The sequence below is a fragment of the Vibrio hangzhouensis genome, assembly GCF_900107935.1.
GTDB classification, from domain to species: Bacteria; Pseudomonadota; Gammaproteobacteria; order Enterobacterales; family Vibrionaceae; genus Vibrio; species Vibrio hangzhouensis.
Window position 1 is genome coordinate 1 of the sequence record NZ_FNVG01000014.1, and the last position, 26,627, is coordinate 26,627.

26 protein-coding genes are annotated in these 26,627 nt (G+C 47.1%); 16 read left to right on the top strand and 10 right to left on the bottom strand.

Features of this window, described 5'->3' with window-relative positions:
* Positions 1-361: 361 nt before the first annotated feature.
* Positions 362-946 carry a Maf family protein gene (locus C4S60_RS14245; RefSeq protein ID WP_103881030.1) on the top strand — a complete coding sequence of 195 codons (585 nt, stop codon included), beginning with the start codon at positions 362-364 and terminating at the stop codon, positions 944-946.
* An 80-nt stretch (positions 947-1,026) separates the two neighbouring features.
* On the opposite strand, the gene rluC is transcribed toward C4S60_RS14245, so the two are convergent.
* On the bottom strand, positions 1,027-1,980 hold the full coding sequence (gene rluC, locus C4S60_RS14250; protein WP_103881031.1) for a 23S rRNA pseudouridine(955/2504/2580) synthase RluC: 954 nt from the start codon (positions 1,978-1,980) through the stop codon (positions 1,027-1,029).
* 617 nt (positions 1,981-2,597) lie between these two features.
* On the opposite strand from rluC, the gene rne reads away from it, so the two are divergent.
* The 4 genes from rne to C4S60_RS14275 all read left to right on the top strand — a co-directional run bounded on the left by rne (position 2,598) and on the right by C4S60_RS14275 (position 8,455).
* On the top strand, positions 2,598-5,588 hold the full coding sequence (rne, locus tag C4S60_RS14255) for a ribonuclease E (RefSeq protein WP_103881135.1): 2,991 nt from the start codon (positions 2,598-2,600) through the stop codon (positions 5,586-5,588).
* Positions 5,589-5,904: 316 nt separating this feature from the next.
* A complete protein-coding gene (locus C4S60_RS14260; protein ID WP_103881032.1) occupies positions 5,905-7,464 on the top strand; it encodes a SulP family inorganic anion transporter in 1,560 nt (519 codons plus the stop codon).
* A 471-nt stretch (positions 7,465-7,935) separates the two neighbouring features.
* Positions 7,936-8,118: a hypothetical protein gene (locus C4S60_RS14270; RefSeq protein WP_103881034.1), complete on the top strand. Its 183-nt coding sequence runs from the start codon at positions 7,936-7,938 to the stop codon at positions 8,116-8,118.
* A gap of 1 nt (position 8,119) precedes the next feature.
* Positions 8,120-8,455 carry a hypothetical protein gene (locus C4S60_RS14275; protein WP_103881035.1) on the top strand — a complete coding sequence of 112 codons (336 nt, stop codon included), beginning with the start codon at positions 8,120-8,122 and terminating at the stop codon, positions 8,453-8,455.
* Here the strand turns inward: C4S60_RS14275 and C4S60_RS14280 are convergent.
* Positions 8,430-8,711, bottom strand: coding sequence for a YeaC family protein (locus tag C4S60_RS14280; protein ID WP_103881036.1), 282 nt, complete (start codon positions 8,709-8,711; stop codon positions 8,430-8,432). The genes C4S60_RS14275 and C4S60_RS14280 overlap by 26 nt on opposite strands.
* Positions 8,712-8,851: 140 nt before the next feature.
* Between C4S60_RS14280 and C4S60_RS14285 the strand changes: the two genes are divergently transcribed.
* Positions 8,852-9,664 (top strand): DUF2989 domain-containing protein, encoded by an 813-nt coding sequence (locus tag C4S60_RS14285; RefSeq protein WP_103881037.1) that lies wholly within the window; start codon positions 8,852-8,854, stop codon positions 9,662-9,664.
* A gap of 78 nt (positions 9,665-9,742) precedes the next feature.
* On the opposite strand, the gene msrB is transcribed toward C4S60_RS14285, so the two are convergent.
* A complete protein-coding gene (msrB, locus tag C4S60_RS14290; RefSeq protein ID WP_103881136.1) occupies positions 9,743-10,144 on the bottom strand; it encodes a peptide-methionine (R)-S-oxide reductase MsrB in 402 nt (133 codons plus the stop codon).
* 363 nt (positions 10,145-10,507) lie between these two features.
* Between msrB and gap the strand changes: the two genes are divergently transcribed.
* From gap to C4S60_RS14325, 7 genes are all read left to right on the top strand, one after another.
* Positions 10,508-11,503, top strand: a complete 996-nt coding sequence (gene gap, locus C4S60_RS14295; protein ID WP_004748683.1) for a type I glyceraldehyde-3-phosphate dehydrogenase — start codon at positions 10,508-10,510, stop codon at positions 11,501-11,503.
* 142 nt (positions 11,504-11,645) lie between these two features.
* Positions 11,646-12,530 carry a D-hexose-6-phosphate mutarotase gene (locus C4S60_RS14300; RefSeq protein WP_103881038.1) on the top strand — a complete coding sequence of 295 codons (885 nt, stop codon included), beginning with the start codon at positions 11,646-11,648 and terminating at the stop codon, positions 12,528-12,530.
* Between the two features lie 90 nt (positions 12,531-12,620).
* The gene (gene rlmA, locus C4S60_RS14305) at positions 12,621-13,439 is read left to right on the top strand and encodes a 23S rRNA (guanine(745)-N(1))-methyltransferase (RefSeq protein ID WP_103881039.1); all 819 of its coding nucleotides are present in this window, start codon (positions 12,621-12,623) and stop codon (positions 13,437-13,439) included.
* A 103-nt stretch (positions 13,440-13,542) separates the two neighbouring features.
* The gene (locus C4S60_RS14310; protein WP_103881040.1) at positions 13,543-14,496 is read left to right on the top strand and encodes a ChaN family lipoprotein; all 954 of its coding nucleotides are present in this window, start codon (positions 13,543-13,545) and stop codon (positions 14,494-14,496) included.
* A gap of 129 nt (positions 14,497-14,625) precedes the next feature.
* On the top strand, positions 14,626-15,000 hold the full coding sequence (locus C4S60_RS14315) for a hypothetical protein (RefSeq protein WP_146060873.1): 375 nt from the start codon (positions 14,626-14,628) through the stop codon (positions 14,998-15,000).
* 93 nt (positions 15,001-15,093) lie between these two features.
* A complete protein-coding gene (locus C4S60_RS14320; RefSeq protein ID WP_103881042.1) occupies positions 15,094-16,968 on the top strand; it encodes a BCCT family transporter in 1,875 nt (624 codons plus the stop codon).
* Positions 16,969-17,166: 198 nt separating this feature from the next.
* Complete coding sequence (locus C4S60_RS14325) at positions 17,167-17,868, top strand: ParA family protein (RefSeq protein ID WP_244183104.1); 702 nt, start codon at positions 17,167-17,169, stop codon at positions 17,866-17,868.
* Between the two features lie 114 nt (positions 17,869-17,982).
* On the opposite strand, the gene C4S60_RS14330 is transcribed toward C4S60_RS14325, so the two are convergent.
* Positions 17,983-18,423 carry a YcgN family cysteine cluster protein gene (locus C4S60_RS14330; RefSeq protein WP_103881043.1) on the bottom strand — a complete coding sequence of 147 codons (441 nt, stop codon included), beginning with the start codon at positions 18,421-18,423 and terminating at the stop codon, positions 17,983-17,985.
* Between the two features lie 197 nt (positions 18,424-18,620).
* Between C4S60_RS14330 and C4S60_RS14335 the strand changes: the two genes are divergently transcribed.
* Together C4S60_RS14335 and aqpZ are read left to right on the top strand one after the other, a co-directional pair.
* Complete coding sequence (locus tag C4S60_RS14335; RefSeq protein WP_103881044.1) at positions 18,621-18,869, top strand: YkgJ family cysteine cluster protein; 249 nt, start codon at positions 18,621-18,623, stop codon at positions 18,867-18,869.
* A 78-nt stretch (positions 18,870-18,947) separates the two neighbouring features.
* Entirely contained in the window at positions 18,948-19,643 is a 696-nt protein-coding gene (gene aqpZ / locus C4S60_RS14340) for an aquaporin Z (RefSeq protein ID WP_103881045.1), read from the top strand.
* 40 nt (positions 19,644-19,683) lie between these two features.
* On the opposite strand, the gene recR is transcribed toward aqpZ, so the two are convergent.
* The 6 genes from recR to C4S60_RS14375 all read right to left on the bottom strand — a co-directional run bounded on the left by recR (position 19,684) and on the right by C4S60_RS14375 (position 25,332).
* Entirely contained in the window at positions 19,684-20,283 is a 600-nt protein-coding gene (gene recR / locus C4S60_RS14345; RefSeq protein WP_103881046.1) for a recombination mediator RecR, read from the bottom strand.
* A gap of 22 nt (positions 20,284-20,305) precedes the next feature.
* Positions 20,306-20,635: a YbaB/EbfC family nucleoid-associated protein gene (locus tag C4S60_RS14350; RefSeq protein ID WP_103881047.1), complete on the bottom strand. Its 330-nt coding sequence runs from the start codon at positions 20,633-20,635 to the stop codon at positions 20,306-20,308.
* A 114-nt stretch (positions 20,636-20,749) separates the two neighbouring features.
* Entirely contained in the window at positions 20,750-22,858 is a 2,109-nt protein-coding gene (gene dnaX / locus C4S60_RS14355; protein WP_103881048.1) for a DNA polymerase III subunit gamma/tau, read from the bottom strand.
* Between the two features lie 12 nt (positions 22,859-22,870).
* Positions 22,871-23,416: an adenine phosphoribosyltransferase gene (apt, locus tag C4S60_RS14360; RefSeq protein ID WP_103881049.1), complete on the bottom strand. Its 546-nt coding sequence runs from the start codon at positions 23,414-23,416 to the stop codon at positions 22,871-22,873.
* 133 nt (positions 23,417-23,549) lie between these two features.
* Positions 23,550-23,960: a YbaN family protein gene (locus tag C4S60_RS14365; RefSeq protein WP_244183106.1), complete on the bottom strand. Its 411-nt coding sequence runs from the start codon at positions 23,958-23,960 to the stop codon at positions 23,550-23,552.
* Between the two features lie 271 nt (positions 23,961-24,231).
* Entirely contained in the window at positions 24,232-25,332 is a 1,101-nt protein-coding gene (locus tag C4S60_RS14375; protein ID WP_103881140.1) for a response regulator, read from the bottom strand.
* A 357-nt stretch (positions 25,333-25,689) separates the two neighbouring features.
* On the opposite strand from C4S60_RS14375, the gene C4S60_RS14380 reads away from it, so the two are divergent.
* Positions 25,690-26,565, top strand: a complete 876-nt coding sequence (locus tag C4S60_RS14380) for a LysR family transcriptional regulator (RefSeq protein ID WP_103881050.1) — start codon at positions 25,690-25,692, stop codon at positions 26,563-26,565.
* Positions 26,566-26,627 lie beyond the last annotated feature (62 nt).

Below are 26,627 nucleotides of genomic sequence, written 5' to 3' on the forward strand. Positions count from 1 at the left end.
GAAAAAGGCGAAAAAGTTGTACTTTTTTTGCCTACAGATTAAGAATCTAACAATAAGTCTAGAAACTGCAATTATGATATACTCAAGTGACCTCAAGATGAAGGACTCAGAGCTTCATCAAGGTGTTCAGTTCAAGGAAAATAGTTGAAGGAATGGCTATTCCCTTTCGAAGCTATTTGACGCAGAAATGAGCACCTTGATGAGCTCCCAAAGGGCGAGTTTACTTGGCTTATATGCTTTGTTAGCGATTTTCGATTTAGAGCCACTAGATCTTCAAATCACTGCCGCGCCTAGAAGCCAAGTAATTCTCGCTGAACAAGCATCTTGAGGTTACTTGAGTATAAGAAAACAGAAGCCAAAAATGAAATCAATTCGCCTTATTTTAGCCTCCACTTCTCCTTACCGCGCCGAACTGCTGGCCAAACTTGGCCTCGAATTTGAGGCATTAGCTCCTAATGTCGACGAATCGGCCGAAGAAAATGAGAGCGCGACACTGTTAGTCTCTCGATTGGCGCTTGAAAAAGCCAAAGCACTCAGCGACCAAAACAACGCACTAATCATCGGCAGTGATCAGGTCTGCGTCATCGATGGTCAGATCATTGGCAAACCACTAAACCGCGTTAACGCTATAGAGCAGTTGTTGAATCAGAGTGGCAAAACCATTCGCTTCTACACTGGCCTGGCCGTTTACAATACCGCCACTGGGCAATCCGATATCGTCGTCGATACCTTTGACGTCACGTTTCGTGACCTTACAAAGGCACAAATTGAGCGGTATGTGGATCTTGAACAACCTTTTTACTGCGCCGGCAGTTTCAAAAGTGAAGGGCTTGGTATCACGCTATTTAGTAAGTTAGAAGGAAAAGATCCCAATACTCTGGTCGGTTTACCACTGATTGATTTGGTCACCCTGCTAGGTAAACACGGCCTCTCTCCGTTACATTAAACCGTCGTTGCTAGTATTGACAGAAACAAAAAACGAGGCCTTGACGGTCACCGTCAAAGCCTCGCTTGATTGGATAGTGCCTAAGATGCGTTATCCGATTTTAGATAGCTCAATACACGCTGTAACTTTGGTTCCATCTCCGCATTGATCTCCATCGTTTCACCACTTGCAGGATGAACAAAGATAATGTTCGCGGCGTGGAGAAACAGACGGTCGAGTCCGGCTTTAGCCGTATACGCATCAAATCGTCGGTCACCGTAACGGTCATCCCACGCTATCGGGTGACCAGTATATTGTGTATGCACGCGGATTTGATGAGTTCGGCCTGTAATAGGACTCGCCTGAACCAGCGTTGCATGAGCAAAGGACTCCAGCACTTTAAAGCGAGTTTCGGAGGCTTTACCGTTTGGGTTCACACGCACGATGCTGTTTACTTCATTTTTTAACAGCGGCGCATTGACCTTACGGCAACTTGGTTTCCATTGTCCCATGACCAAGGCAAAGTAATATTTCTGCACGGTCTTTTCACGAAACTGCGCTTGAAGGTGACGCAAGGCCGAACGTTTTTTAGCAACCAACAAAATGCCAGAAGTATCGCGGTCAATGCGGTGAACCAGCTCCAGAAAACGGGCTTGAGGCCTAAGCGCGCGTAGCGCTTCGATGGCACCAAACTTCAGCCCACTACCTCCGTGAACAGCAATGCCTGAAGGCTTGTTAAGAATCAGCAGATGATCGTCTTCATAAATAATTTTCGATTCCAGTTCTGCCACCCGGTTTAGTTTCGTACTGAGCGGTGCTTCTTCTTGCTTTTCTTCGACAGTCACCGGCGGAATACGGACGATGTCGCCCGGTTGGAGCTTATACTCCGCTTTAACCCGCTTTTTATTTACCCGCACTTCACCCTTGCGAACGATTCGGTACACAACGCTTTTGGGAATATTTTTAAGTTGGTTACGCAAAAAGTTATCAATGCGTTGACCAGCCATATCGTCGTCAATGTCGACAAATTGGACTTTAGTTCTAATTTCACTCATTTCGTTATTATAACATTCAAACCTGCAAGAAAATAACGGTTTCTATTGCGATAACTCCGAAACTGCTCAACCGAAACCCGACAAAAACACGCTAAGACGGGCCGACTGGACAAGCTGTGGATAGAAATTGACCAGTTGCAGTCACTTTTGCTCTCTTTGGAAACTTTCCGCCCTAAAATCAGAACATTAACTATCCACATAAGAGGTCAATCCCGAATTTTTTCTGTGGTTTATACTAAAGCTGATTGCTGATATTTCGTTGCGCTGCTATAGTTCACAGCTGCAATGGGTAATTAGATCCGATTTTCTATTTATCGCTATTATCTAAGAGCAATTTTAACCATGAGTAGAACGCCAGGTATTGAGACGCAGCAAACGGCATAAGACGTTGATAGCTTGGACTTCCTTGTCACCTACTCACGTAATCGTGTTGAGTATTACCGCCACAGACGCGGAGCACACAGCAGTAGAGCTGTGTGATGACTGTAGTGCCCACGAGCATCCCTTCCAGCCGGGAGGCTGCAATAAATATAGCCATGGGATCCGGCACCGCGATTTACGATAACTGTGACAAGAGCAATGATGAAAACATAGAAAATACAACGAGAATTTCTGTAATGAAAAGAATGTTAATTAACGCAACTCAAAAAGAAGAGTTGCGTGTCGCTTTGGTCGATGGCCAGCGACTTTTCGATCTCGATATCGAAAGTCCAGGTCACGAATCGAAAAAAGCGAATATCTACAAAGGACGTATCACTCGAGTTGAGCCTAGCCTAGAGGCTGCATTCGTTGACTACGGTGCCGAACGCCACGGTTTCCTCCCTCTTAAAGAAATTGCACGCGAATACTTCCCTGAAGGTTATACCTACCAAGGCCGCCCTAGCATCAAAGATGTCTTGAGCGAAGGCCAGGAAGTCATCGTGCAGGTCGAAAAAGAAGAACGTGGTAGCAAAGGCGCTGCATTAACAACGTTTATTTCTCTAGCAGGTAGCTACTTGGTTCTGATGCCAAATAACCCAAGAGCTGGCGGCATTTCTCGCCGTATCGAAGGTGAAGAGCGCACTGAACTCAAAGCAGCACTCAGTACTCTTGAACTTCCTCAAGGTATGGGTCTTATTGTTCGTACTGCGGGTGTAGGTAAAAGTGCCGAAGAGCTTGAGTGGGACCTGCGTTTCCTTCTGAACAACTGGGAAAACATTAAGGGTGCAGCAGATCAAAACCCTGCTCCGTTCCTAATCCACCAAGAAAGTAACGTTATTGTTCGTGCGCTTCGTGACTACTTGCGCCGTGATATCGGTGAGATTTTGATCGATAGCAACACGATTTACGAACGTGCACGTCAGCACATCCAACTGGTTCGCCCGGACTTCGTAAACCGTGTTAAGAAGTATGAAGGTGAAGTGCCGCTGTTCAGTCACTACCAGATTGAGAGCCAGATTGAGTCTGCATTCCAGCGTGAAGTGCGACTGCCTTCTGGTGGTTCGATTGTTATCGACCCAACGGAAGCTCTGACATCTATCGATATCAACTCGGCTCGTGCAACGAAAGGCAGTGATATCGAAGAGACGGCACTAAACACCAACCTGGAAGCTGCAGATGAAATTGCTCGTCAGCTACGCCTTCGTGATCTAGGTGGTCTGGTTGTCATCGACTTTATCGATATGACGCCAGTGCGTCACCAACGTGAGGTTGAAAACCGTCTACGTGAAGCCGTCCGTATCGACCGCGCACGCGTTCAAATCGGCCGTATCTCTCGCTTTGGTTTGCTTGAGATGTCTCGTCAACGCCTGAGCCCATCACTGGCAGAAGCCAGCCACCATATCTGTCCACGTTGTACAGGTACCGGTGTGGTTCGTGATAACGAATCTTTGGCGCTGTCAGTTCTTCGTCTTATCGAAGAAGAAGCACTGAAGGACAATACATCGCAAGCGTTGGCTATCGTGCCAGTACCAATCGCCTCTTACCTGTTGAATGAGAAACGCCGTTCAATCAATCACATTGAGCGCGTTCAGGAAGTGAAGATCACTATTGTTCCAGATTCTGACATGGAAACCCCTCACTTCGAGGTTATCCGTGTTCGCGAAGGTGAAGAGCAGGATCTGCTGTCTTACCTACTTCCGAAGAAACTGGAAGCGTTGAGAGAAGCAGAAGCGAAAGAAGCCAGTGAAACTGAGATGAAACCGCGTAAAGTGGAGCAGCCAGCACTGCAAGGCTTTGCAACGCCAACTCAGAACGCACCAACACCAGCGCCTAAGCCGAAAGCAAAACCTCAGGCTAAGCCGAAAGCAGAAGAGAAGAAAGAAGAGAAACCAGGTCTGTTCTCTCGCATTCTGTCCGCTCTTGGTTCACTGTTCTCTTCTTCAGAAGAGCCTAAAGCAGAGCCAGAGAAAAAAGAAGAAGCGCCGAAGAACCGCGGTAATCGCTCGCGCCGTAATCGTAGTGGCGACCAACGTCGTCGTGGCAACAAAGATTCTCGCGATGGTGACCGTAATAAGAACCGTCGCAACAAGCCTGCGCGCGAAGATGAAAAAGAGTCAACGGATAATGCGCAAGAGCAACGCAAGCCGCAGAACCGTCGCAACAAGCAACAAGATCGCCGCAATAAGAAGCGCGATGATGCTGCCAAGTCAAAAGTAGAAGAGCAAGGTAAACAACTAGCCGCTGACGTACAAGCGGAGAAGAAAGCACCTCGCTCCGAAGAAAAAGCTGCAAAAGTTAAGGAACGTCGTCAACGCCGTAAGTTAACCAAGCAAGTTCGTGTTAAAGATAAGAAAGCACAACAGGAAGAGCAAGTTGCCGAGCCAGTTGTAGCCGAAGCGACTCCAATGCCAGCTGAGAAACCTCAGACAGCGGAGAAGAACGAAGCCACTAAAGAAGAAGGCAAACAACGCCGTAACCGTCGTTCACCACGTCATCTTCGTGCAAGTGGTCAGCGTCGCCGCCGTGGCCGCGATCGTCGTCCTAACCCGTTCAGACTGCGTAAAGGTGGTGTTGCCTCTCCAGAGATGGCAATGGGTAAAGTAATGCCAAGCTATGGCATTATCAAGCCAAAACCAAAAGCGAAGCCTGAAGCAGCAGACACAACTGTAGCTAACCTGTCAGGAGTCTCTATGCCAGAAATGGCAATGGGTAAAGTGATTGTGATGCGCCAACCAGAAGTGGTGAAGGCACAACCAATTCAGGAAGCTCCAGTCGAACCTACAAACGTAGTGGACGTAGCTGTAACGAAAGAAGCGACACCAACTACGCCAGTTGCAGAACCTGCAGTGAAAGTAGAAGCGGTCAAAACAGAGCCCGTTGTCGAACAGCCAGCGGTTGTCGCCGAACCCGTGGTAACGGACAGTGACACTGCTCCAGAAACTATCGCTGACACTGTCGTACCTGAAGCAAAAGCAGAGCAGGCTGAGGTTAAAGCAGAGACCAAACCTGCAGTGAACTTTAAAGGTCACGCGAGTTCGCCAATGACCAAAGCCGAAGGTAAGCAAGAAGTTGGTGAAATCGTCATCAACGCTGCGCCTATCAAAGCCGAGCGTTACCAACCAAAAGGTGCTGGCAGTCAAGTAGCGACTAATTCAGCGTCTGCTGGTATGACTAAGCCTAACTTTTAAGGCGTGAGTAAAAAGTTTAAGGGCTGCTAAATGCAGCCCTTTTTTTTATGTCATTTGTCTTTTATATACTGGTGTTAACAGCCAGATTCTCCATTCATACTTTTTTTCAATATTGAACTTCTGCTCACAATTCTGTAGCATGCCCGACTTTGACTATTTCATTAACAATGCGCCATCTCTACGTCATGTGGTAGATGGATAATGACGACAAATCAGTACCATCTTTGCTTGTATAGAGCAGTTCAACAGTTTGAAGGTCCGAATTTTCGCGGGATGAAATGGATGATATTCCACCCACATAAGTAAGCTAATTTACATGTTCGAATTTCCACAATTTTCAAAGCATTCGGTAAAAAACGATGTGCTGTCAGGCCTTACCGTTGCATTAGCTCTTGTACCAGAAGCGGTTGCTTTTGCTTTTGTTGCTGGCGTTGACCCTATGGTTGGTCTTTATGCCGCCTTTATCGTTGGTTTAGTCACCTCTATTTTTGGTGGACGCCCAGGCATGATCTCAGGTGCAACCGGTGCGATGGCGGTTGTCATGGTGAGTCTGGTCGCCACTCACGGCGTACAATATCTGTTCGCAGCTATTATGTTAGCTGGCCTATTACAGATCTGCGCTGGTCTTTTCAAACTGGGTAAGTTCATTCGTATGGTACCGCACCCGGTAATGATCGGTTTTGTTAATGGTCTGGCTATTGTTATTTTCCTTGCACAGCTTGGTCAATTTAAAGCCCCAGATCTGTCAGGAGCACTCACCTGGTTACCTCAGGGTCAAATGATGCTAATGCTAGGTTTAGTCGCTTTGACTATGGCCATCATTCACTTCCTGCCTAAGTTCACAACGGCTGTGCCTTCATCTCTTGTGGCTATCGTTACGGTCACGCTATTGGTACAAGGTTTAGGGCTGGATACACGTACTGTTGTCGACTTCTTACGCTCAATGTCCGGTGACACCGCGGCGACATTAGCGGGTTCACTGCCAACCTTCTCTATTCCAACGGTACCAATGACGCTAGAAACGCTGCAGATTATTTTGCCATACGCAATTATCCTGGCGGCCATCGGCTTAATTGAATCGTTGCTTACTCTGACCGTTCTGGACGAAATGACCAATACACGCGGTCAATCTAACCGTGAATGTGTGGGTCAGGGTCTGGCTAACGTCACGTGTTCGGTATTCGGTGCCATGGGTGGTTGTGCGATGATCGGCCAGTCAATGATCAACGTGAACTCAGGAGGTCGTGGTCGCCTGTCTGGTATCGTTGCAGCCGTTGCCCTGCTAACGTTTATTCTGTTTGCTGCGGCGCTGATTGAAATGATTCCATTGGCTGCGCTTGTTGGCGTGATGTTCATGGTCGTTATCGGTACGTTTGAATGGGCAACGTTCAAGCTGGCTCGTCGAGTACCGAAACAGGACTTCTTTGTTATCGTTCTGGTTACCGTGGTAACGGTTCTGACAGACCTCGCAGTAGCCGTTGCTGTCGGTGTTGTCGCCTCTGCGTTAATGTTTGCCTGGGAACACGCTAAACACATCTACGCAAGCAGCACGATCAACAGTGAAGGTTCAAAAGAATACCGTATCAATGGGCCGATTTTCTTTGGCTCTGCGGCTAACTTTCTGGAACTGTTCGACGCACCCAATGATCCTCAGGACGTGATCGTCGATTTTGCTAACTCTCGAGTTACCGATCACTCAGCCATTGAAGCCATCGAGACTCTCGCCGAACGCTACTCTGCTGCGGGTAAAACACTTCACTTGCGCCACTTGAGCCCAGACTGCCGCGCTTTGCTACAAAAAGCAGGAAGCCTGGTCGAAATCAATGTGAAAGAAGATCCTAGCTACAAAGTGGCAACAGACGTACTTGCTGGTTAATGGCACAGAACTGCATCACTGACACTGCGATTCGGTAACATTCCCAAGCACCCAAAAAGGCCAGAAATTCTGGCCTTTTTTGTCCCTGTTCATCCCCCAATTCATCTAACCCGTCTTTAGTCATTCTGCCAATTCAGTTTTTGCCTGCACACCTATTGAGTATTTTATTGAACTAGTCTGCTATATATCGGTTTGAGTCACCGGCATCATCACCAGTAAAGCTGCTTTAGAGAGAAACATCACCAAAGTGTTCAGCCGGAACATTGACTCAAACAAACTGGAAATAGACAGGAATACCTCTCTAACCGCAGCGAAAGAACTGCTCGCTCCACATCTTGCTAATACTTCCAGCGGACGCCCGGTTGCGCCCCGAACACTCAACAGTCAACTCAACCTATTACTTATCAATACAACCAACGAGCTGATCAAAGCCCAACAAGCTCCGGACGGTTTGGAAACTGTCGTGTCAAAATGTTAGTCGATACCAAAAATGTTAGTCGATGCCAAAAGTCTTCAGGCAATACCCGTTCTGACCATCGAGAAGCCAACATGTCGGTTAAATTCAGCATTGTGCAAACCGATTTCCCATTAGGTGTGGAGAAACCGCTCAACCTTTCAGAGCTCGGCATTCATGACGAGGGCAATGGAGAATAAAATGGTGTTAGCAAACATGCGCCCTCAGGGACTGGCCTGCCCTGAATGCGGCACGCGAATTGTGGTCGATATTATTCGACTGCTGGCTCAAGGCAAAATTACCTGCCCAATGTGCCATTTGGAACTCATCGTGGATCAAAGGAAAAGCGCCGACAGCCTGAATGCTCTGCGCGGGTTTCAGGATGACTTTAAAGACGCTCAGATGCGTTTCTCTGACAACCAGTACTCTGACAGCCAGGGAGCAAGCGTAATTCAACGAAACGACGCGAGCTCAAGCGCAGGCAGTCTGATAGACGGAGAAGAGCCAGAAGTTAGCCTTCGGCTTTTACTCTCATAATATCCTGCTGGTTTGTGGAGAACTGCTTTTTAAGCTCAGACTTGCTTTTAAAGCTAATCTCACCACCAGCGGCGACGGACATATGCTGCGGGTCAACGTTATGCTTAGACTGATATAACATGACGGCCTGCATGCACGAATCACGTTGTTGCTGCGACAATTGGCTACCTTCAGGCCAACGGCCTGTTTCGGTCGCATACAGCAGTCTCTCGTATACGTCTGGTGTCATAGCTTCTAATAATTGTTCTACATCCATACTGAACCTTCTTGTCATTGACTAACAGTACCGGGAATTTTCGGTTCTGAGAGGTTAATTCATTACTCGAACCATAACCTGATGATACACTGAGTCAAGTTAGGCTCGACAAATCAGTGTATTCGATCACAAGTAGTAAAATGAAATTACCTTCAGCAGTCCTTATTCTATTAACTTCGTCGCTCCTTTCCGGTTGCTTTGAAAGCAGAAAAAACACCGACCAACTGTGCGAACAGACTCCAGAGTTAAATTGTACCGTTTTTAATACGTCAGACGGCCAGTGCCGGATCCCACGTACAGACCTTATTTGGCATCGCTACGACATGTTGAAGTCAGACGATGAAGCGATGATCGTCGAGGACTATTATCTGCTTAAAGAATACCGAAAATGTTTAGAGCTAGCGTCCCAGATCCAACCGATTGAGCAGGCAGACCTCAAGGCAAGGCGATTTAAAGCTCTGATGTATGCCATCGAAGAGCAGCAACGCATCACGATGGAACTCAGTCAATCGACCTCACCAAGTAGCTTGTATTTTCTTTGGACTGAAACCGGTAGCCATGCCGCCAGACGCCAGTTTCTGTCCATGGAAGGAAGCAACGCTCTTGAAACCTCATTCATGCAATACGCTTTGGCAACCTATTATATTTCCCGCGATAAACAGAAGACATACGAGCTGCTAAATCGCTCTCTTGAGCTACATCAAGAATCTGAACCAGTGAACAAAGAGGTCATACAGTCTCTAGCCAGCGTCACGCAGAGCCTTGATCGGCCAAGAGAGTCTTACCTCTGGGCAATGGTAGGCGAACAGTTTGATATTCCTATCGCACCCGAGAACGAACTAAGACTGTTGTTTGGACTGAAAGATTCGGATTACACCGAACTGGCAGAACAAGCAAAAAATGTTTCAAAAGCAATCAGTAACGGTGAGTATTCACGACAACTCACCCAATAATTATGGCGAGATATTAAAACGGGCTTGCAACGCAGCCCGTTTTTTTATTTTCTAAAATTGAAAGATTCGTACAGCTAATCAATCAGTTTTGTCGCTGGTCGCACTTTTGTTGAAAATTAACGACACAGAGTTAACACAGTAGCGTTGTCCTGTGGTTTTAGGGCCGTCGTCAAAAACATGACCTAAGTGGCTGTCACACGCATTACAGCGTATCTCAATACGCACCATTCCGTGACTGAGATCATCTAGATACCGTATTGCCTCCCCATTCACCGGCGCATCAAAGCTAGGCCAGCCGCAACCGGAGTCATATTTGCTCTGAGAGTCAAAAAGCGGCGCGTTACAACATGTACAGTGATAGAGCCCCGTATCTCGATTGTGGAGCAAAGTCCCACTAAACGGGGCTTCAGTGCCCTGCTGACGACAGACTCGATACTGTTCGTCAGTCAACGTTTCACGCCAGTAAGCATCAGGCTTCATTGCATTTTTATTTTCACCACTCACGCCCTTTACACTCCCTTTTTTGTTGTCTACATTTTAAAACAGCTTACATTAAACACATGTAGCAAACTTGGCTGTGGCACATTGTTGTCATTTTCCAACCAAGCTGTATCAGATATGTTAATTTACCTTATATATAAGGTTAAATTCATCACCCTGACTATTACAGAATCGCGTCCAAAGTTCAAAAAAACGTCATTTAATACCGTTTGTTAAGAAAAGCGACACTTTTTTTTGACTTTAGACAAATTAATTCCGATTATCTATTGAAGTTAGTGACTGGATTCTGTAATTTTACTACCAGTTATCTTTAAACAGAAATTAAGTTGTGGAGCAACTATAATGACTATCAAAGTAGGTATTAACGGTTTTGGCCGTATCGGTCGTTTCGTATTTCGTGCAGCGCAAGAGCGCAACGACATCGAAGTAGTAGGTATTAACGACCTAATCGACGTAGAATACATGGCATACATGCTTAAGTATGACTCAACTCACGGCCGTTTCAACGGTACTGTTGAAGTTGAAGGCGGTAACCTAATCGTTAACGGCAAAACTGTACGTGTAACTGCAGAGCGCAACCCAGAAGACCTAAAATGGGATGCTATCGATGTTGACGTAGTTGCAGAAGCAACTGGTCTTTTCCTAACTGACGAGACTGCTCGTAAGCACATCACTGCTGGCGCGAAGAAAGTTGTTCTAACTGGTCCTTCAAAAGACGCTACTCCAATGTTCGTAATGGGTGTTAACCAAGACACTTACGCTGGTCAAGACATCGTTTCTAACGCTTCTTGTACTACTAACTGTCTAGCGCCTATCGCTAAAGTTCTTAACGACGAGTTCGGTATCGAATCTGGTCTTATGACTACAGTTCACGCAACTACAGCTACTCAAAAAACTGTAGACGGTCCTTCTGCTAAAGACTGGCGCGGTGGTCGTGGTGCTTCTCAGAACATCATCCCATCTTCAACTGGTGCTGCTAAAGCTGTAGGCGTTGTTCTTCCAGAACTAAACGGCAAACTAACTGGTATGGCTTTCCGCGTACCAACTGCTAACGTTTCTGTAGTTGACCTAACTGTTAACCTTAAGAACGGTGCATCTTACGAAGCTATCTGTGCAGCTATGAAAGCAGCATCTGAAGGCGCTCTAAAAGGTGTTCTAGGTTACACTGAAGACCAAGTTGTTTCTCAAGACTTCATCGGCGAAGTTCAAACTTCAGTATTCGATGCTAAAGCTGGTATCGCTCTAACTGACAACTTCGTTAAAGTTGTATCTTGGTACGACAACGAAATCGGTTACTCAAACAAAGTTCTAGACCTAATCGCTCACATCTCTAAGTAATGTAAGCTGTTAGCTGAATTTGTTATTAAGGCGACTCATAGGGTCGCCTTTTTTGTATCTGTTTCTGGGTTCCAATTACCTGGGAATACTCACGATTCCCCTCCCCTAGGAACCTGAAACACTAACCTAGGAACTGCAATCTATGGATTTGTCTGTATTACCTACCCTAACCGTTCTCTCTGACTACGTCACCATTGCTCAGCTTGGCGATAACAAAATTGTTCGCGTGGTTCATCCAAAAGCCTCTGCCGCTATCTCACTGCACGGTGGTCACGTTATCTCCTTTAAGCCAGAAGGCCAAGAAGATCTGATTTGGATGAGCAAAGACGCCATCTTTGATAACAAAGCGGCTCTTCGCGGCGGTATTCCTATTTGTTGGCCTTGGTTTGGTCGCATCGCAGCACCAGCACACGGATTTGCACGTAACAGTGCCTGGGCATTACTAGAGCATCGTGAAAGTGACAACGGTGTCATCGTTAGCCTTGGTCTAACGGACAATGAGCACACCCGTGCAATCTGGCCTCACCAATTCAAGCTGGTTCTTAATGTAGAAATCAGTGATGCATTAAAAGTGACGCTGGATGTAACCAACACAGATAGCACCGCGTGGCAGTTCTCTGGCGCTCTGCATACCTATTTAAATCTTGGTGATATTCACCAAATGACGGTAACGGGAATGGGTGCCACCTATGTGGATAGCCTGCTCAATAATCAAGCATGTGAAGGTGGAGATGTGCTAACGCTGACTGACACAATCGATCGCGTTTACACCGCACCAGAGAATGAAATTGTCCTTCATGACAACGCGTGGAATCGCAAACTGTCGATTCAAAATAGCGGCGACAACTCTGCTGTCCTTTGGAACCCGTGGAAAGAAGGAGCAGAGTCAATGGGTGACATGAACAATGATGGTTACCTATCTATGTTCTGTATTGAGTCTAGTCTGCATGCTAACTCACTAAACGAAGGCAAAGAGTTGGCGCCTGGCGAAAGCCACCAGCTGATCACCCACATTGCCGTCAGGTAGCGAGCGATTACGTTAAGTAATTCATACGACCGAATTGCTTCCCAACGTTGATATGGTTAGACTTACGAAAATTTCCGTCGAGTCTAACCTATGTCCTATCAGTGTCCCCTCTGTCAACTTCCTTTATCGCTTGAACAACGCAGCTACCGCTGTGAAAACAACCACCAATTTGATATGGCGAAAGAGGGCTATGTCAATCTAATGCCGGTACAACAAAAACGTTCCAAAGACCCGGGCGATAACAAAGAAATGATGCAGGCCAGACGCACTTTTCTGGCGCACGACTTCTATGCACCGATGCGAGAGCATGTCGCCACAGCGCTAAAGACAGCATTAAATAATGATGAGGGCCAAATCCTCGACATTGGTTGCGGCGAAGGTTACTACACCCACTATTTTCAACAGTATCTGGCACAAGACGGTAACAACTATCAGTTATTCGGTCTCGACATATCTAAAGTTGCGGTTCGCTATGGTGCAAAACGCTACCCTGACGTTAACTTCTGCGTAGCCTCTAGCCATAAGTTGCCGTTTGCCGACAGCAGCCTGGCTGCCATCATCCGAATTTATGCTCCATGCAAACATGAAGAACTGAATCGTTGTATCGAACAAGGTGGTGTAATGTTAACTGTCACTCCGGGTAGTCACCACCTCTATCAACTCCGTGAACTGATATACCAGGATGTACGTTTACATGATGAAATCCCGGAACAAATCGAAGGATTTGAACTGATGTCAGAATCCAAACTAGACTACATAATGAAGCTAACGGGCCAACAAGCTGACGATCTGCTGCAGATGACGCCTTTTGCCTGGAAAGCCAGCGAGTCACTTCGAGCAGAACTAAAACAACAAAGTCAATTTGATTGTCGTGCAGACTTTATGATTCGCGCCTACCGAAAAATGTAATGAGATTTATTTGCAATTAGTTTGAGTCTGTAAATGAACTCTATTACCATAATGGTTCCCGAATAGCCTTCCAAAGAGGCTATTTTTATAGAGAGAACAGATCATGAAAGCACTACCACTTTTCATTTCTATCGCCCTTTTGGCAGGGTGTTCGGCACCAGACGCGACCAGGTCAATCCAATCATCACACGATGCAGATAAAGTCGTTACCTTTGTTGATTACCAACTGTTTACCCCCAATGGCCAAAAGGTCTCATTGTCCGAATTACCTGACGACTTCACTGAGGCAGACGTAATACTGGTCGGTGAATGGCATACTCATACTGGGATCCACCGCTTTCAAACCGACCTGTTAAAGAAACTTAACGCACAGAACGCGAACCTCGCCTTGTCTATGGAGCAGTTCACACGAGACAAGCAATCTATTGTCGATGAGTATTTGCAGTCCACAATTGGCGAGCAAACCCTGATCAATGAGGCCAACGCATGGCCTAATTACGAGAGCGACTACCGACCTTTGGTAGAGTTTGCCAAGGTATCAGGTATTGACGTCATCGCCAGTAATGCTCCTAAATCCATTGTGCGCTGTATTGGTCGTCAGGGACTAAGCTATCTGGACAAACTGGAGATGTCCGAGCGCCAGTTTGTAGCCAGCAACATCGATATATCCTCTTCCCCCTACAAAGAGAAATTTATGGCGTCGATGCATCATGGTGATGAGGAGCTGACTCGAAAACAGTATGCCGCCCAACTCACCTGGGATGCCACAATGGCTGAGAGTATCGTCCATTACCTCGAACAACACCCCGGCCATCAAGTGATGCATATCGCTGGCAAATTCCATACAGAAAACGGGCTGGGTACTGCGGCACAAATCCAAACCTTAAATCCCAAGCTTTCTGTCATCGTTATTACTCCAGTGGAACGCATCAGTGACAAAACTCAGGATTATCAGTTGGAAGTGCTGGCCCCACCTGTACGCTACGTAAAAAAAGACAATCAGATGAAAGCATATCAAAGCCTCCATAGCAGAAACGACACACTGGTTTGTAAATAGTCATCAAACTCCGTAATAATTGGCTTGCAACTTGCTAACTCTATGTTATCGATATCGATCCAGTTCTCATTAATTTCCGCTTTTATAAAGTTTTTGTTACATCAGACGATGTAGTAAGGGAACGCGCTAATGGAGAGACTTATGCAAGGCGTCAATGCAAACCCGACAAATAGCAACAGTACGTACACTTCAGCGGTAGAGAAACCAGTGACCGCAGTGCTGCCCAATTCAGGCGGCAACACCTTGCCAGCGGGCAGCACTGACAGTGTCACCATCTCACCGCAAGCCAAAGCGCTGCTCGAAAGTGATGAAACGTTACCTGAGAAGAAGGCTTCAAACAAAGGTGAAGACAAGTTGAGTAAATCAGTGACGTCTTTTGCACACGGAGCCTTGGGCATGGACCATCCTGATGATCTGGAGAAACAAGAAGACAGTTCTTATTCAGCAGGTCAATATGCATCGGCTGCAGTGACAATTGGTGCGCTTATCCTGGCTCTAGTCTAAGCGCTGTTTATCCTGACGATAGACAATCCTGTTTGAGCTAATATTGCTACTGACGTGATAATCCGTGTACTGTTCACTACACGATCGTCAAACATGGAACGATATTTTAAGCTCATTGATAAGCCAACATTTTTTGGGGCTATTTCTCTTTTATTTACCGTGATCACCCCTCTGATCCTATTCCCAAAGCAAGGGGCTGATTTTATCGCCCAAGCCAAACTCATCATGACCGACAAGTTTGGTTTCCTATACCTTGCTCTTGGCCTCGCTGCCCTCTTTTTCATGATTTTCATTATTTTTAGCGACATCGGCCAGATAAAACTGGGTGAGCCTGATGAAACGCCTGAATTTAAAACCGCTTCCTGGGCAGCGATGCTGTTTTGCGGAGGCATTGGTGCCAGCATCTTGTATTGGGGATGCATCGAGTGGGCTTACTATTACCAGTCTCCTCCATTTCAGCTAGAACCAGGCAGTGAAGAGGCCATTCGCTGGGCAGCGACTTATGGCATTTTCCACTGGGGTCCCATTGCATGGGCTATCTATCTAATACCGGCACTGCCCATTGCATATTTCTTTTATGTCCGTAAACAGCCAGCCCTTAAAGTATCCAGTGCCCTTATTCCCGTTATAGGTGAGAAACATACTCACGGTGCACTAGGTAAGCTCATCGATGTTTTGTTCATCTTCGGTCTGCTTGGAGGAGCGGCAACAACACTTGGACTTGCCGCACCATTGATCAGCGAAGGGCTCAATGTCTTAGTTGGGCTGCCACAAACTACTTACTCACAGATTGGTGTCCTTGCCATTTGCACAGCCATCTTCGCCTACTCTTCTTTCGCGGGTATGGAAAAAGGCATAAAAATCCTCAGTAACATCAACTTCTGGGGTGCCATGTTGTTGCTGGCAATGGTGCTGCTGCTTGGCCCGACCATTTTCATCCTCGAAACCGGTCTGGATTCCATTGGCCGCATGATGTCGAATTTCTTTGTGATGGCAACATGGGCAGAGCCGTTTGGCGGTTACGGCTCGTTTGACAATACGCACTTCCCTCAGGACTGGACCATTTTCTATTGGGCATGGTGGCTGGTCTTCGCACCGAGCATGGGTTTGTTCGTCGCAAGAATCTCTCGAGGACGTACCATCAAACAGATGGTCGCTGGCTCACTGTTTTTTGGCTCGTGCGGCTGCTTCCTATTCTTCATTATTCTTGGAAACTATGGATTATCCCTGCAACTTTCCGGACAACTTGACGTTGTGACTATTCTCAACACCCACGGCGCAACAAAAGCAATTTTTTCCATGTTGTCCGAGCTTCCTTTTGCCTGGATGATCATTTTGCTGTTTACCCTGCTCTGTATCATCTTCACAGCCACCACGTTTGATTCCATTTCATACATTCTGGCTTCCGTGGTGCAAAAAGACGCCACACAGGAGCCGATGCGCTGGAACCGTTTGTTCTGGGCTTTCACGCTGAGCTTTATGCCCGCAGTTCTTATGTTTCTGGGAGGGCTCAGTACCTTACAGACAGCGGCAATCGTCGGCGGACTGCCTTTACTCGGCATTGCAGTCATGTTGATGATATCTGCGGTCAAGGCGACTACGCTGGATATACGCCATCAGGAAGACTACGTCGAACCTACTATCAACATCGAAGATCTGCCTGAATTTGATCCCTGGTCGAACGAAGGCGTAGCTTTGGCCCATTTTGAAAAGTGCAGAGATTTAGCTCAGACCGCAGCAGAAAATGAGCGTGCAGCCATGCATGCGTTATTCAAAGTGAAGAAAAAGATTCGCGCTTACGCTTTAGAGCATGCGGACGATACCAGCAAAGCCATACCGAACGAACTAGAGCAAGAACTGGCGCAGAGCCTGCAGGCCCTCACCACGGCTCAGGAGGACAAAGAACAGTCCTCTCAGGCTGCTCAGGATGCACGAGTTAAGTTCACTGAGGTTTGTACAGCAAATTAGACTGCATGACGAGTCATCGTCTACGCATGAACACATGCCACTGCCCTTCATCATTCACGCTTGAATGTTGGAGGGCCTCTACCTTGCGGTGCCTACTCTATAATGGACTAGGAATCACAATTCTCGGGGAATAGCCTTTATCGCGCTACTGAATTTGAGCATGATAAACGTCAAAAGCGTTATCTATGGAACAATTCTTTGAGCCTTCTACATCTGAAACAGAACACGACCAGCCTCGCTCACACCTCTGCCAAGAAGCTCCTTATCATGAATCAGAAGGGCGGTGTGGGTAAGTCGACAGTTGTTGCCGGGATCACGAGCCACCTGCTTACCCAGGGTTATAAAGTGTCACTTATCGATTTTGATGCACAAAAGTCGAGTCATGACTGGGCTTCCCCGATCCTGAAAGATCGGGTTACGGCTTATAATCCTTCATTCAATAGCCTGTCGATGTTGGCTTCAAAGCTCTCCGTTCATAGTGACAGTGACTTTGTCATCATCGATTCTCCTTCTAACTTCACGCTCGATGACATGACTCGATACGCCTACTATGTCGATGGGATTATCATTCCAATGGCGCCCTCTCCTGTTGACTTGCATGCCAGTTTGCCGTTTATCAAAACCATCATAGATTCCAACTTGCTCACCAGACGCAACATTTCATTGTCGTTTATCGTCAATCGTTGTCTGGAGAATGACGAGCGGGTGGATAGAGTCCATCATTTGCTCAATCATTTTCGACATTTCAATATTCTGGGTAGGATGTCTGAGGACGACAAATATCAGCAGGCTTTTTACCATAAGGAGTTGGTGGATCTAACGGTAGACAAAGAGCTGTGGGAATCCGCGATCACCTGGTCTCATCAACTCAAATGCCAGCGTATGCAGCGTTACCAATAGCTAACGCCCTTTAGTCAGATACCCTCTAATCATTTGGGATAGAAACGAATTCTAAACGAGATGTGAAGCGTCACGGGTTACCAGCAAAGGTAATCCCGTAAAACTCTTTACAGCTTAGCTGCGATTGGGGTGATTGATTATGTGATCTTCCCAATCCACGACTTCAATTTCATACACTACTTTATTACGCACGCTTTCACCAGCGGCATGCATTGCAGACTTTGAACCCGTGATGAGCGGGTGCCAGGCCGGAAGCGGTTTGCCTTCAGCCAGCACTCGGTAAGAGCAGGTTTCAGGTAACCAGTTAAACTCATGAATCTTGTCTCGCGTCAGTTTCAGGCACTCTTCGCCAGACTGAAAGCGATTGGGATAGTCTTTACAGGAGCAGGTTTTGCTGTTTAACCAACTACAGGCTACGTTGGTGTAGTAGACCTCATCGGAGTCTTCATCCATGAGTTTATGAAGGCAGCATTTACCGCAACCATCACAAAGCGATTCCCACTGCTGCTCGGTCATCTCTTCCAGTGGTGTGGTTTCCCAGAATGGATTGCTCATGTTTATCTACCTTCTCTGTCTATGGACGCGTTTTATACCGCTAGTCACTGTAAACTTCAAGTGCTGTTGGTGCAATTCAGCTTATCTTCACTCTCCTTAGTCAGGAGCATAAGAAGAGAGCACTGTGAGGATTCCATTGTGTACAACGTAGCGATATTTGCTACACTCTGCGCCCTTACACTAAAAGGTTTTATAAGATGGATTGTCGACTAGGCTGTGGCGCTTGTTGTATCGCCCCAAGTATCTCCTCCCCAATTCCTGGAATGCCAGATGGCAAACCAAGTGGCGTGCGCTGTATTCAGCTAGATGATCGCAATCTGTGTAAACTGTTCGGCAAACCTGAGCGTCCTAAAGTCTGTTTTGACTTTAAACCTTGCCCAGATATCTGCTCAGACACTAATGCCAAAGCCCTATCCAATATCCTTGAGCTTGAACGATTGACTTAATCTCACCTCTTACACTGGCACTCTGCCGTTTATGAACTATGTTGTCTAGTAGCACAATTATTGAGAACGGTGTTTTGTATGAACAGATATCTGGCTGAAGTGTTTGGTACTTTTTGGTTGGTGCTAGGAGGTTGTGGTTCAGCAGTGCTTGCTGCTGCCTTTCCTGACGTTGGCATAGGGCTGCTCGGAGTTTCATTGGCTTTCGGGCTAACCGTATTAACCATGGCGTTTGCCATTGGTCATATCTCAGGTTGTCATCTGAATCCAGCCGTCACTGTCGGATTATGGATTGGTGGGCGATTCGAGGCTAAAGAGATATTGCCATACATCATCGCTCAGGTTATCGGCGGGATACTTGCTGGCGGCGTACTGTATATCATTGCAAGTGGTCAAAACGGGTTCGACCCTGTGTCTTCAGGATTTGCTTCTAATGGTTACGGTGAACATTCACCCGGGCAGTACTCGCTCACCGCAGCTCTTGTCACCGAAGTCGTCATGACCGCAATGTTCCTGATTGTTATTATGGGCGCGACCGACGACCGGGCTCCGAAAGGATTCGCACCGATCGCTATTGGCCTTTGCCTGACGCTGATCCACCTAATTAGCATTCCTGTGACCAACACATCCGTCAACCCTGCCCGAAGTACCGGAGTGGCCCTGTACGTCGGTGACTGGGCCCTTAGCCAGCTCTGGCTGTTTTGGCTTGCCCCGATAGTCGGTGCCATCATCGGAGCCTGGGTGTACAAAACGCTCATTAGCAGCGACAGCGAATAAAAAAGGCGCTGAGTAGCGCCTTGGATCTATAGCTTGAGTGCTAGATTTTTTGTCTGCCCAACAGGGAGTGAGACAAGGTCGTCCCGTCGACTAATTCCAGTTCACCACCAACTGGAACACCGTGAGCAATGCGGCTGGCAGCTACTTGATGCTCATGACACAGCTCTGCGATGTAGTGTGCCGTTGCTTCCCCTTCCACCGTTGGATTGGTCGCAAGAATCACTTCACCGATATCACCTTGTCGCAAGCGATAATCCAGAACATCGAGACCAATGTCACTAGGTCCGATGCCATCTAGAGGTGACAGGTGGCCCATAAGGACGAAATAGCGCCCAGAGAACTGCCCTGTTGCCTCAACCGCTGCGATATCGGCCGGGCTTTCAACCACACACAACTGTCCGTTTTCTTTACGCTTGGGATTGGTACAGATATGACAGATATCTTCTTCGGTGAAGGTGCGACACTCCTGGCAGTGACCAATTTCGGTCATCGCGCTGGATAGTGCATCAGCAAGCTGAAGACCACCTTTTCTGTCGCGCTGTAACAAATGAAAGGCCATGCGTTGTGCTGACTTGGGGCCAACCCCAGGCAGACATCGCAAGGCCTCCATCAAATGCTCCAGCATATGGCTAGTACGCATTTACTACTCTCTGATTGAGTAATTAGAATGGCATTTTCATACCTGGTGGCAATTGCATTCCACCAGTTACTGACGCCATTTTTTCTTTCTGAGTTTCCTCTACGCGGCGAGCGGCATCGTTGAACGCTGCTGCGATCAGATCTTCCAGCATCTCTTTGTCGTCTTCCATTAGGCTTTCATCAATTTCAACACGACGAGTGCTGTGGCTACCTGTGATGGTAACTTTAACAAGGCCAGCACCAGACTCACCTGTTACTTCCATGTTAGCGATTTCTTCTTGAAGCTTTTGCATACGCTCTTGCATTTGCTGGGCTTGCTTCATCAGGTTGCCCATACCACCTTTACCAAACATAGGGTTCTCTCGATTAATTCATACTTCAATTAATAACATGGGGACGCATTCATAGATTGCAACCCCGTCCTCTCTCCCTGCCAAGGATTTATCTTGTTGGGAGAGAAAGGTAACTTATAAAGGCCTAATACTCTCTTCATCCAGTTCTGCAGAAAACCGGGTAATAATAAACTGAATATTAGGATCCGCCTGCAAGCTTTGCGCTGCATCGGACAACTTGCCCTGATACAACTGTTCTCTCAGTTCGAGGGGTGTCGTTCCCTGCTCTGATAGTTCGACCGAAAGGTGACACTCTTCTTCTAGTAGGACATTTAAACTCGCCAGCAGTTCTGATTGGTTTCTGTCAGAATTTAAATGGGCGTGCGATGCCCGCAGTCCTAGTTGTATGGAGGCGCCATCTTTCTTGTATACCGAATTCAGGGCCAACTGCTGTACCAACTTGCCTGTGTTCAGACGCTCAACCAGATCAGCCCAGCCATCTTGCTGTGCCGCCTCTTTCGCCAATCTTTCTGCCATCTCTGGCGTCTTGACGTGCTCCAATGCTTTTTTAAGCGTTGACGGTTTTACTGTCGGTTTGGTTTTCGTCGCTTCTGCGTTGGCAGACGCTCGCCACTGATAAGGCTCGTTGGCCTTAGCCTGCTCAGCCTGAGTCGTTGCGGCATCTGAAACTCGGTTTGACGTCACCGCCTGACCTTGGGTTCTCTGAGCCACTCGCTCAAGTACAGAGCTTGGTTCAGATGACGCTTTAGACTTTTTTACAGAAGATGTCCCGCCGTTTTGTTGCGACTGATTGGCTGACTGTCTTTTAGAACGCAATTGATGACGCAATCCTCCAGCGGGTCTTGCAGGTGCCGAATCGGGCTGCACACGTTGCGCAGGGGCCACCTCACGGGGTGCCGGTGCCTCATTTTGTGGGGCTGTTGATGGCATGCCCATTGGCGGCACAGATGACGCTGGTGGTATGTTTGAGGTATCAATATACGGCTCAGGTGCATTGTCGTACTGCGGGATGGACCCTGCGTATGCCGGAACGGCTTCGCTGGTCACCGGCTGCGTTGCCATGCTTTGCGATGATGGTATAGCCGGTTTTACCGCAGGGCTCTGAGTGGCCAAAGTAATTTCATTCGCCGTCAATTCAGTTGCGGGTCTGAAGGCCAACATACGTAACAGAGTCATTTCCACCGCAATGCGCTGCGACGGGGCATACGGCAGATCTTGTCGACCTTTCACTGCAATTTGATAGTAAAGCTGGATATCCGTTGCCTGAAAGGTGCGGGCAAGATGAAGAATTTTCTCATTATCAGCCAACGCTGGATCTACGCTAGATGGCAGAGCTTGTGCCATTGCAATGCGGTGTAGCTGTGATGCCAACTCAGACAACAATGTGTCCCAGGCAACGCCATTTAGCGCTAGCCGTTCCAGACGAGCCATCACCTGCTGTGCATCTCCCGATGCTACAGACTCCAACATTTGAATCGCCTGGGCTGTATCTAACGTCCCCAACATCTGGCTAACGACGTCGGTGGTGACTTGCCCGTTACCCAGAGCAATCGCCTGATCGGTTAAACTCAGCGCATCACGCATACTGCCATCAGCCGCGTGCGCCAGTAGCGCCAACGCACGATTTTCAGATTCGACCTGCTCTTTGCCTAGCACGTCGTCGAGTTGCTGCTGTATGTTCTCTACCGTAATAGGTTTTAGGTGGAACTGCAGACAACGAGACAGAATGGTCATTGGCAGCTTTTGTGGATCGGTCGTCGCCAATAAGAATTTCACATACTCAGGCGGTTCTTCCAGCGTTTTAAGCAATGCATTAAAACTGTGTCGCGAAAGCATGTGCACTTCGTCGATCAAGTAGACTTTGAATCGATTTCTTGCCGGCTTGTACTGGACGTTATCCAATAACTCTCGTGTATCTTCGACTTTAGTGCGTGACGCTGCGTCAATCTCAAGTAAGTCGACACTGCGACCCTCATCAATTTCTATGCAGGTAGAACATTGGCCACAAGGTGTAGAAGTGATGCCCGTTTCACAATTCAGCCCTTTGGCAAACAGGCGTCCAATGGTCGTTTTACCAACGCCACGTGTACCACTAAGCAAATAGGCGTGATGCAGCCTATTTTGGTCCAGGGCGTTCTCAAGAGCGGTCAGTACATGACTTTGCCCAACCACTTCTGAAAACTTTTTAGGTCGCCATTTCCTAGCTAAAGCGAGATAACTCATGAGGTGTCCTAATTAGTGACCTTCAAATTCACAAAGACTGTAAACTTCGATACCCAGCGCTTCTAAACGCTTATCTCCACCGATTTCAGGCAGATTGATAACAAACGCCGCATGCGCCACTTCACCGCCCAGTTGACGGATAAGTTTTGTTGTCGCCTCAATAGTACCACCAGTTGCCAATAGGTCATCAACCATCAGCACTTTATCACCTTCCACAATTGCGTCAGTGTGAATTTCAAGGGTGTCCATGCCATATTCAAGCTCATAAGTCTGACCAACCGTTTCACGTGGCAGTTTGCCTGGCTTACGTACTGGAACAAAGCCCAGACCAAGTTCAAGTGCTAAAGGCGCACCAAACAGAAAGCCACGAGCTTCTGTACCCACTACTTTGGTAAATCCCTGGTCTTGGTATTTTTCTACCAATAATTCAATGGTGGCTTTATAAGCGGCCGCGTCTTCCATCAGGCTTGTGACATCTCTGAATAGGATGCCTGGCTTCGGGTAGTCTGGAATGCTTTTAATACTGGCTTTGATCTGTGAAATTTTGTCGATTGTCATAGTCTCTGTCTCTGGAAAGGTCTTCGTATGCCTGACGCTCAGAGTGCTGTCTCACTAAAAAACAGTGAGTACTTTCATTCTGTAGGTATAAATAAAACGCCCACTTTAAGGGTGGGCACACAACCTTCTAATGTTAGTGATTTTCGCTGTTATCAGCAACCGACTGTTTCACAGGAATCCGCAAAAAGAAGGTAAAAATAGCAACAAACAGTAGGAACAGAGCAAGTTTTAACCAGTAAGAACTCACCAGAATAATCGAGAGTGCAAAACTTAGAATAATAAACAAGCCACCTTTGACGCGCACGCCTGGGGCGATACTTCGATGGTTGTCCCAGTCTGCGATAACCGGTCCCAACTTAGGGTGTGCCAATAACCAGGCATGAAACTTAGGACTGCCTCGAAAAAAACACGCGCTGGCGAGGAGAAGAAAAGGTGTAGTGGGCAATAAAGGAAGGACTATTCCCACTACACCTAAAATAACTGAAAGGGTGCCCAGAATATTCCATAAAACATTCTTTACAGGGCTGGTAATGCTCTTGGTCAAAAACCCGCGTATCCGTTCAAAACTCTGATCCAAGTCAGAGTAGCGGGAAGCGTCGGGATTAGCAATGCAACAATGAAACCTAAAAAGTAAAAAATATTGTATGGTTCTTTAAATTCTGTATCTGACATGACTTTGCTCTTGGGTATAAGTGTTTTAGACATCAAAATGGGAAGCTTTCGCCTCCCATTTTTGTTAACACTTCAACTATATCCCAATTACATTTAATCAAAAACAGAGGGAAAGTGTGGTTATTTTGGTTATTTTTTCATCTCTACGTTGAGACTAGCCGTATTTCCCAACTGAAACTGCTCGCTCCCAAACGATTCAGCGTGAGCTTCCCGCTATTAAGCAATGGCAGGTCTTTGGTCATAAAATTGCTCAGGCAGTTTTCTCCAAGCTTATTTGCGCCAGCGACATTGTAGTGCGCTTCGGCATTCTCCCAACGGCAATCAAGACCCGCCGGCAAGATCGATAGCGTCCCTTCCGAAAGGTCGATCCCGCCGAAGACCGCCTCAACGGGAAATGCTCCCTTCGCACAATGCATCCCTTTTTCCACATTCCGCGCCAGGTCTTTTAAATCCACGCTGTTATGATGTAAGCGTCTGATATAGTCGTCGAACATCGCTCTGACCAATAACGTGCTGGCGACACCGCCCTTTTCACTTGAAGAAGCATCAACAAGATAAAATGCGATCTGACCACTCATCAGCCAGGTGTAGTCAAACACCAGGGGTAAGCTGCTCGCTGACTGCAGTAAACGATAACTGCTACGCCAGGCTCCAATTGCCGAGTCCTTCTCTGGTAACAGAGCGGTTAATAATTCTCGCGCTGCATTAGGGTTTTGCTGCAGGTGTTGTAAGTGCCAGTGTAACTCTTGCTCTTCCTGAGTTTCGTCCAACTCAGAGTCATCTAGTCGAAACCAACGGCTGACAAAATCGGATTGCTCACAGCTGCTGGAATTGTCTTCCAGTACTTCTTCAATCGCCTCTCCCAAATGACGGTAATCTGAAAGCGGTTTGGTCAAAAAATCTTTCACCCCCATTCTTAGGGCTTTGGCCACTTCAGCCATTTCTCCGGTCGCTGATATGACAATCACCGGAAGCGAAGGATATTCAACCCGGATTTCCTCAGTGAATTCCATACCTGTTAATAATGGCATAGCAAGATCGCAGAGCACGAGATCGGGCTCTGCGTCACTCAGCATTTTCAAAGCTTCCAGCCCATCACTCGCCTCTACGACTTCATGGCCAATAGCCTCGAGGTAATTACGGGTTATGGTGCGAAACACAGGATCATCGTCCACGAGCATAATCTTGCCACAGTGTTGTTTTTGCGGCATAGCGACCGCTGCCTGACTGTCGGTTTTAGACATAAAATTACGCCTCACAAAAATTTCTTTGAGGTTTTTGTTGTTATTTTTTTGGTTTACATCAAACGACGTGCCGTAGGAAACGTTACAATGATGCACTTTATTGTATATGCAGTGAGCAGACCGAACTCCTCCTGATCCTTTTAACTTTAGGCAGAAATTCGTTTTTATACAAATATACCCCTCGGCGCTTTTTTTTAATACAATACTAGCCGTTAGAGTGTTGAAACAACCCTTTGATATCGCATTACTTTGAGTGATAGAGACACTTTTTTTCGCTATAGCCTGCCGACAATAATCAAACCAGCTTTACAGGGTGTAAGCTATACTAAATACCAATTAATACAAGTAGTTGAATATATGAAACTCGACGATCTAAACCTGTTCCGACTTGTTGTTGAAAATGGGAGTTATACAGCAACTTCGCGCAAAACTATGATTCCGGTTGCAACAATTACTCGACGCATACAAGCGCTCGAAGACTCACTGAATCTTCGTCTTCTAAATCGTCACGCCCGTAAGCTCTCGCTGACAGAAGCCGGTGAGCGCTTCTATAACGAGTGCTCTCCTCTACTGCAAAAGCTGACGGCAGCAACGGAAGATATTGCGGATGAGTGTAAAGGAGCCTCTGGTAAGCTGAAGATCTCGTCGCCTTCTAATTTAACTAAGCGCATGATGATGCCGATGTTTAATGACTTTATGGCAAAGTACCCGGACATCAGCTTAGAACTGACAATGAGCAACCATGCAGACCAACTCGACCCCACAGAGTGGGATGTTATTTTCCGTGTCGGCCCTCAGCGCGATTCCAGCTTAATTGCGCGAAAAATCAGTACGGTAAAAGATATCCTGATTGCACATCCCGATTATTTGGCGAAAAATGGCGAACCCAAACACGCAGAGGAGCTTTGTCAGCACCGTTTATTGAAAGGCGCACCTTTAATCAAGTGGCAACTAAAAAACACCAGTGGTGAAACCATCATCAACAGCACCAAAGGTCGCTTCGAGGCAAACAGCCTGAATGTAGTACGACGCGCGTGTTCTGCTGGCCTTGGCATTACACTGATGCCAGATGTGATGTTGCGCGAGTATATTGATAACGGCGATTTGGTCCGCGTATTACCAGACTGGAGTGCTAACCCCCGCGATATTTACATGCTGTACAACCACAAAGATCACTTACCAGAAAAAGTGCGTTTGTTCATCGATTTCGTCATCGATTACTCACTTCACTAAATCGCTAGATAAGAAAAAACCAGAGCCCCGGCTCTGGTTTTTTTGCATACTTCTATGCTTCT